The 6,304-nt window shown below is 34.5% G+C and carries 6 protein-coding genes and 2 pseudogenes; 3 read left to right on the top strand and 5 right to left on the bottom strand.

Going from position 1 to position 6,304, the window contains the following annotated elements; all coding sequences use genetic code 11:
* Nucleotides 1-195: 195 nt before the first annotated feature.
* Nucleotides 196-675, bottom strand: coding sequence for a hypothetical protein (locus tag ACOV1R_RS15605; RefSeq protein WP_099746053.1), 480 nt, complete (start codon nucleotides 673-675; stop codon nucleotides 196-198).
* A gap of 947 nt (nucleotides 676-1,622) precedes the next feature.
* Between ACOV1R_RS15605 and ACOV1R_RS15600 the strand changes: the two genes are divergently transcribed.
* Nucleotides 1,623-2,885, top strand: a complete 1,263-nt coding sequence (locus ACOV1R_RS15600) for a YfhO family protein (RefSeq protein WP_237761835.1) — start codon at nucleotides 1,623-1,625, stop codon at nucleotides 2,883-2,885.
* Between the two features lie 178 nt (nucleotides 2,886-3,063).
* Here the strand turns inward: ACOV1R_RS15600 and ACOV1R_RS15595 are convergent, their stop codons facing one another.
* From ACOV1R_RS15595 to ACOV1R_RS15580, 4 genes and pseudogenes are all read right to left on the bottom strand, one after another.
* Nucleotides 3,064-3,810, bottom strand: coding sequence for a trypsin-like serine peptidase (locus ACOV1R_RS15595; protein WP_054519366.1), 747 nt, complete (start codon nucleotides 3,808-3,810; stop codon nucleotides 3,064-3,066).
* Between the two features lie 8 nt (nucleotides 3,811-3,818).
* Nucleotides 3,819-4,079: pseudogene (locus tag ACOV1R_RS15590) on the bottom strand (integrase core domain-containing protein); the annotation flags it as partial.
* Nucleotides 4,080-4,439: 360 nt separating this feature from the next.
* A pseudogene (locus ACOV1R_RS15585) lies at nucleotides 4,440-4,742 on the bottom strand (type II toxin-antitoxin system YafQ family toxin); the annotation flags it as partial.
* A complete protein-coding gene (locus tag ACOV1R_RS15580) occupies nucleotides 4,742-5,020 on the bottom strand; it encodes a type II toxin-antitoxin system prevent-host-death family antitoxin (RefSeq protein ID WP_424744294.1) in 279 nt (92 codons plus the stop codon). The gene ACOV1R_RS15580 and the pseudogene ACOV1R_RS15585, both read right to left, overlap by 1 nt.
* 76 nt (nucleotides 5,021-5,096) lie before the next feature.
* Here ACOV1R_RS15580 and ACOV1R_RS15575 point away from each other — a divergent pair, with 76 nt between their 5' ends.
* The gene (locus tag ACOV1R_RS15575; RefSeq protein WP_208226786.1) at nucleotides 5,097-5,684 is read left to right on the top strand and encodes a site-specific integrase; all 588 of its coding nucleotides are present in this window, start codon (nucleotides 5,097-5,099) and stop codon (nucleotides 5,682-5,684) included.
* Between the two features lie 355 nt (nucleotides 5,685-6,039).
* The gene (locus tag ACOV1R_RS15570) at nucleotides 6,040-6,252 is read left to right on the top strand and encodes a hypothetical protein (RefSeq protein ID WP_054519400.1); all 213 of its coding nucleotides are present in this window, start codon (nucleotides 6,040-6,042) and stop codon (nucleotides 6,250-6,252) included.
* The last annotated feature ends 52 nt before the right edge of the window (nucleotides 6,253-6,304 follow it).

Here is a 6,304-nt window from a genome sequence, read left to right as displayed (position 1 = left end):
TTGGCTCCCCCGTGATCCAGAAAAATTCAACTCTACCTACTTGAAAAATCTTACAATAGTAGGTAAAATGAACACATAAACTTTGATAAGGGTTATGTGTTCCCCCGGTGGCGACCGAGGGAATTTTTTTGTCTATTTAATTTAGTTACAAACAGTATTATACCCCTTTGCCGATAATATGACAAAGGGGTATTTTTAACGTCTCAGCCAGCCGAATAAGCCCTTTTTAGGCGTCTTCACTTCTTCCCCCTTATAATTACCCTCGGTAGGCTCTGAAACGTCTGTATCGTCGCTTTTAAGGGGACTATCGTCCTGTGAGGGGGTGTTGGTATCAAGTAGCTTTTCATTTTGACGGTTAGTAGACAAATTGAGTTGTTGTTGCTGACTTAGTAATTGCTGAAACTTGTCTATCTGATTATTTTTAGCCTTAATCTCTGCTTTAGCGTCTTCTAAGTCTTCACGTAATTGCTTCACTAGATCACTTTCATTGTCGATCTTAGGACTACTTGAACTATTATAATAGCTTTCTATAGCCTCTACGGACTCTTTAGTGAAATTATACTTGCCCTTAACATCTTTCTTAGGTTGCTTATCAGCCGGTATTTCTTTGATTATCTGATAAATACGACCGTTTGTGACATTTAATCGTTTAGCAATAATTGATATAGTCTCCATTAACATTACACTCCTATAATCAACAATTATAAGCCTATATCTAACTAAATAATCATAGTAAAAGGCTATGTATAGTATATTATAGTGAACTATGCACTAAAGCAAGTCAACAAGGGCTTAGAATACGTCTCTCAACATATGATATAATTCTATCGTGTAGAGTTTTAAGGGTAGTGGCTGTTTTTGCTTGAAAGGTGGTGGTGCATATGCAATACACTGCACCCATACTAGGAAAGGTTTTCAGCCATATTAGCTTGGTGCTGGTTTGGTCTAGCAGTCGCAAGACTTACTTACCAAATTTATCAATCCACCTATCTTGTTTTATTAATTATGGCACAACTGTTCAGAAATTTATGTACCAAATACTAGGATAGGAGCAGACAACTAAAGCCTGCAAAATTTGACTTTGATAAATATAATGATGAAGCTATGCATGAGTTTTACGAACGTGTTGTAAATTAATAACTATAATGTGTTGCTTCAATTCATTTTCTGAAAGGTTTGTGGTTCGAATTATGTTTAAAAATGTAAGGAAAAATAAAAGGAATATTTGGGAATTATTCGGCATTATAGTAAGTTTCGGATTAATCACGATCCTTTTTTCGTATTCCTTATGGAGCACAAAAAAATATCCTGTTATTATTAGTTCTGACTTTTTCTTTCACATGAATAGGTTGAAGAGCTTTTTGGTTTCAGTTCAACATCAACAGTATTTTCCAAGGATTGCAGTAACTTTTTTGAATTATAACGGCTATGCTTCACCTATGTTTTATAGCAATTTAATATTTTATCCGTTAATTTTTTGGGCTAAGTTCAGCTTTTCGTACTTAACTTTGTACAAGATACTGATAATGATTACCACTTTTTCGGGGCTAGTTATCACGTATGTGTGTGCGTGGACTTTTACCAAAAAACAACTACTTGCATACTTAATTGCAATTTTATACATGACATCGATTTTTTATCAATATGAGTTACTGGTGAGAAATGCGTTAGGTGAAGGGGTTGCTATGATCTTTTTGCCAATAGTTTTATTGGGTATGTATCGATTAGTGAATGCAAGTAATCATGGATGGTTATGTTTGTGTCTAGGAATGACATTGCTTGTTTATACGCACTTAATCACTACGGTAATGTGTGGCATAATGTTACTTTTTTATTTGATTTTTAATGTGAAAAAAGTTCTTCAAAATAAATTAATTTTAGTAAATCTAATTAAAGCTAGCGTTGTGAGCTTTTTGTTATCAGCAACATTTCTTTTGCCCATGCTTGAACAACTTAAGCGAGTGCCAATGTTCATCAATGCATCAGAAATTGGAAATATTAATCATTTTATTAAGTCACCTTTTGATCTGTTTTCAGGTACGTTTGCAAATTCTCTTGAATCGACAAATTTGGGTATTATTTTTACGTTAGTCGTGGGAATTAGAATTATTATGTGCCATAAGCAAAAATGGCTTATATATGGTGATCGTTTTATCATATTGGGAATAATTATTGCTATCAGCTCTACAAATGTTTTGCCTTGGGAGCAATTACTTGATTATACGAAACTTGCATTTTTACAATACCCATTGAGATTAAATGTATTTGCAACGTTACTGTTAGCAATTGGAAGCGGGATGTATATATACGGTGAACTTCAATGCTATAAAAGTAAGGGGAGACGATTAGAGATATATAAAATACTGGCTATAGTACTCATCTTATTTATGGATTTTTCAGTAATTTTTTCAATCACGTCACCAACTAGAAAATCATATGAAAAATTTGTTAATAGTCAAACAGCTATTGATTCAATGCAAATTGGAAATGGTAAGGAATATTTACCGGTTGGTACCAAACAGCAATTTTTGTCAAACGATGTGAAAGCATTACGTGGTCGGACGACAAGAGTTAGTAGAAAGTTGAATGAGTTTAAAATAAGATACCAATTATCAAAAACTTCAAATGAAGGTAAGCTGGTTGTGCCATTATTGATGTATCCAGGGTATGCAGCGACTGAAAACAAGCATGAATTAAAGATAAGACAAACTAAGAATCATCAAATTTGTGTTTATCCAAAACGCTCAGGAATAATTCACATTTGGTATAGAGGAACGGATGTTCAAAAATATGCAAGCTTAGTGTCAATTTCAACATTAATAATTTTAGTTATTTTTCAATTTTTTTCCTTTATAAGGAGACAAGCACATCTCAAAACAACCTAATTTGAAATCTGGATTAGTATTTGAAAGTTATTTTTATTCGGTAAGAACATTTAAAATGGGTTGCGTGTTTGTGTCCAAAAGGCACTTGATATTTGTATAGTACTTAGTGTTAACTAAAAAAGCTCGAGAGTAATTTCTCAAGCTTTTTTTCGATGATAAAATCATTTTTTGTCGCTGTTTATTTAGTATAGGCTGAGTTTACGTATCCTAGCCAAGCATCACCAGAGTAGATTGAATAAAAACGTTTGCCGTTACCAAGCGTATAATATCTCTTAGCCATTAGGGTTTGATTAAGATAATCATTTGTGGAATGTTCCTTAGTTTTCCACAATAAGTCTCCCCAGAACCATTGGTTCTTAATGACAATAGTGACATTTTTATTGTATGAAACAGGTACTAAGTCCCTTGAGCCACTCTTATTAATATATCCAGCCCATTTGCCGTTCTTATCATAAAGTGACAAGTAAGAACTTCCGTTTGGATTATTGTAAATATATTTTGCAGAATAGTCATTTCCGATGGTGGCTTTGTCTGCTTTTCTAGAAGTAAATGTCAGATTACCCCACAAAATATCTTGTTTCGTGATTGTCACATTTTTCCCATACTTATGAGCTTTAGGACTTCCTAACCAGTAATTAATATAATCCATCTTAAGAGAAGTAATACGCGTCCCAAAATTAGTTACACTATTTTCGTAAGAATTAATGCCGGTAATTTGATTACTGGCATTTAATAGTCCAGAACCACTAGCACCACCCGTCATATCAATTGTGTAAAAAATTCGGTCGGTAGTTAGTGCTTGGACAGTGCCACTGGCTGATGACATATTAGGGTATTTGTCGTGTGAGAAACCTGTTAATGTAAGATTTTCACCTTGAGATACACTGGTAGTAACTCCAAATGCTCCTATGTCAATAAATGGCACATCTTTTTCTAAACACTCGTTCTAATTCTGTCGGAATTAAACCAACTGATGTAATTTGAGGTTCGGATTACCAAGTCCTCAAAATTGGAAAAAGTTGTTTGAAAGGCAAACTCTCTCTTCAACAATGAGTGAAAAGCTTCAATTGGCCCATTATCATAAGGATAACCTTGTTTTGAGTATGAGTGGCTGATCTGATGCCGTTCAAGTAAAGTTTCAACTTCGTTGCTGGTGTACTGTGAACCCATGTCAGAGTGAAAATATTGTGGTGTCCCCTTTAAATCAAGGTCCGGATTTTTTGGAATCTGTTTATTGTCTGTATGGTTAACACGAATTTTTATATAAAATTTCAAAGGGGCTATAATTATAAAATAACCCCTCGAAAACATTGAAAGAATAACCCCCAACATCTATATTATAGATGTTGGGGGTTATTTATTTTCATATTATAAAAATAACTTCTTTTATTCGTCATTTTTTCGATACCTTTTAGCACGATTTTGACCAGGAAATAAACGATCATGCGATCCGACTCGAATGCCAATTAAGACTAGTTCATCTTTATCAATCGTATAAACCACCAGGACATCGTTAGTTTCGCTTGGTGTTTTGTTTTTNCCAGGAAATAAACGATCATGCGATCCGACTCGAATGCCAATTAAGACTAGTTCATCTTTATCAATCGTATAAACCACCAGGACATCGTTAGTTTCGCTTGGTGTTTTGTTTTTCGGGGTATCTCGTAAGTGAAATTCATTATAACCGCTCATTCGCCGATTAAGTTCATGATCCTCAAATTCTGGTGGTAATTGTTGTTGCTCAAGTAACAGGTCAATGGCTGCTCGAACTTCATCAATAATAGATTTGTCTAAACTGGCTAACCGTTTTAAATCAGCATTAAAGGTTGCACGTGGTTTAAATCTTAGTTTTTTCATTATTTAAACTGACCCCAATAATCATCATCTGATTCAACAATTTCATCGTCAGGTAAAACATGGCGTTTAATTAACTGATCACGTGCAATTGCATATTCTAACGAACCTTCTTTAGCTTTTAATGCTCTTTCTAGCCAGTCCATTTTTTCCTGGGAAACGATGGCTACTGCGCGACTATTTGAACGAGCAATATAAACGGTTTCGTCTTCGTCATTAACTTTATCTAAAAAATTTTTTAGGTTAGCTCGAAAATCGCTCTGTGTTAGTGCTAATGTCATATTTACCACCCTTTCATTGTACTTAATATTGTACTTTAATTTGTACTAAAAATCAATTTTTTAAGGAGCTAAAACTGTGCAACAAGTTGTCTTACCCATCAAAGATTCAAACGTTCTCAAAGAGGTTCAAGATACCTTACTCAACAACTTTAAAGCTGGCCGGCGTAACTATACAGTTTTTCAAGTTGGCAAAGCTACGCTACTGCGAGTGAGTGACGTCATGCGCTTAAAACAAACCGATATTTTTAATCCGGACGGTTCTATTAAACAAAATGCGTTCATTCACGATCGAAAAACTGGTAAACCGAATACCTTGTATCTTAAACCAGTTCAAACAGAGCTCTTATTGTACCGTCAATGGCTACTTGATCATAGACTAGCCTCTGAGTGGCTCTTTCCTTCCATTCAACACCCTGAGCGCCATATCACGGAAAAACAGTTCTACAAAATTATGAGTAAGGTTGGCGATCTGTTAGGAATTAATTATCTAGGGACCCACACAATGCGCAAAACCGGGGCTTATCGCGTCTACACACAATCTAATTATAATATTGGCTTAGTCATGAATTTGCTCAATCATTCAAGTGAAGCCATGACTTTAGCTTATTTAGGCTTAGACCAAGCAAGTACCGAAAGTATGTTAGATCAAATTGATTTTGGTTAGTTTTCTTTGAGTTTTTAGTTGTTGCCGAAGGCAACCTCTGAGACAGGTTTTGAGCACAAAACTCCCACTAAATTTTAGTGGGGTGTAAGTGCGCATTGACCTCGTTTTACTCGGTCTGCTGATAACCATAGAATCAATTTTTGCCATGGTTGAATTGAATGTATTCTTAATTCAACTTATGCTTACACTTAACTAAGTTTATTGTGCTTTAAATACTTAAAAACTGTTGTAGATTACGCTGTTTTAAGCCAAAATTTTTTAATTGCTTTGTGCAGATAATCTTTATGAGCTTGGTAACAAATTTTGAATAACGGTGCTGTAAGATCTGTGAATTTAAACTGAAAGCATTATTTTGATGTTAGGAGTAATTAAGATGGACGAAAAGAAAGTATTAAAACCAATTGATGAAATGCTTGCTGATCCTTGGCAAGTTGATATTCAAGAATTGTTTGAAGCTTCTTTCAATGAACCTGACGAGATCAAAAAGAATTTGTATGATTCCCTGTATACTTATGTTTTGCAAAAAAGAAAAGAAGATATTATTAATCGTCCTGGCTTCGTTATTTAGCCCTCTAAAAGCCTGCTGAGGGCTTTTTATTTTTGCTTTGGTATAAATATAT

The sequence above is a fragment of the Lactiplantibacillus sp. YT640 genome (assembly GCF_049745435.1).
GTDB classification, from domain to species: domain Bacteria; phylum Bacillota; class Bacilli; order Lactobacillales; family Lactobacillaceae; genus Lactiplantibacillus; species Lactiplantibacillus plantarum.
Note: the sequence above shows the minus strand (reverse complement) of the source record. Positions and strands in the feature narration are given on the sequence as shown.

Coding starts and splice junctions, on each gene's coding strand:
- ACOV1R_RS15600 (WP_237761835.1), top strand. CDS start 1,623: ATGACATCGATTTTTTATCAATATGAGTTACTGGTGAGAAATGCGTTA.
- ACOV1R_RS15580 (WP_424744294.1), bottom strand. CDS start 5,020: ATGACATTAGCACTAACACAGAGCGATTTTCGAGCTAACCTAAAAAAT.
- ACOV1R_RS15570 (WP_054519400.1), top strand. CDS start 6,040: ATGTTAGGAGTAATTAAGATGGACGAAAAGAAAGTATTAAAACCAATT.
- ACOV1R_RS15605 (WP_099746053.1), bottom strand. CDS start 675: ATGGAGACTATATCAATTATTGCTAAACGATTAAATGTCACAAACGGT.